Source organism: Bartonella sp. AP58NXGY, assembly GCF_042195785.1.
In the GTDB taxonomy this organism is placed as follows: Bacteria; Pseudomonadota; Alphaproteobacteria; order Rhizobiales; family Rhizobiaceae; genus Bartonella.
The window spans coordinates 1-652 of sequence record NZ_JBHIOY010000308.1 but is presented as its reverse complement, the minus strand read 5'-3'; the positions used below and the strand labels follow the sequence as shown (position 1 = coordinate 652).

The 652-nt window shown below is 38.8% G+C and carries 1 protein-coding gene; it reads right to left on the bottom strand.

Annotated features, from left to right (window positions below; genetic code table 11):
- A partial coding sequence (locus ACFINC_RS11105) for a GH36-type glycosyl hydrolase domain-containing protein (RefSeq protein WP_375617238.1) occupies positions 1 to 652 on the bottom strand: 652 nt, incomplete at both ends.

Below are 652 nucleotides of genomic sequence, written 5' to 3'. Positions count from 1 at the left end.
TGGTCACGGAAACCAAATGCTCCACTTGCTTGATAAAAGGCAGCGCGCGCCATGATGCGGCATGCATAAATTTGATAGGGAAGCCAATGGTTGACCATAATATCGAAAGAGGGGTCCGGTGTTTTTACTTGAAGTGGGGAAACAAAATCACTCCAATAGTGTTTTTGTTTTTTGAGCAAAATTTCAAAATCACTTGCACGTACTTGATTAAGTAATTTTTCAGCTTCTTTTCTATTTTCAGCGCTGCCAAGATAAAAGATGATTTCTTTTGTTTGCCCTGGTTGAAGATCAATATCATAAGAAAATGCTGAACAAGGGTCAATGGTATTGGAAAGTGCGCTGGCTTTACGGATTGCGTTTGGATGTGTTACCGTTCCTGTTGCACCAATAAATTCGCTGCGATTGGTTGTGGTGCTGGTTGGCATTTTAGATGCTGATAAAAATGTAACTTGTTGAGATTTTTCAATGTGATAAGGATTTTCAATGAAATGTACCCCTCTTTTAGCCTCATAAGAGGGAATAATGAAGGGAGCATATTTTGTACGAACATTTCCTAAAACCCATTCAACATAATTATAAAGGCGTAAACTGCGTGGTTTTTCCCCTTTATTCTTGAGGATAAGACGTGAAAAGCGAACAGTTTTTTCTGGGT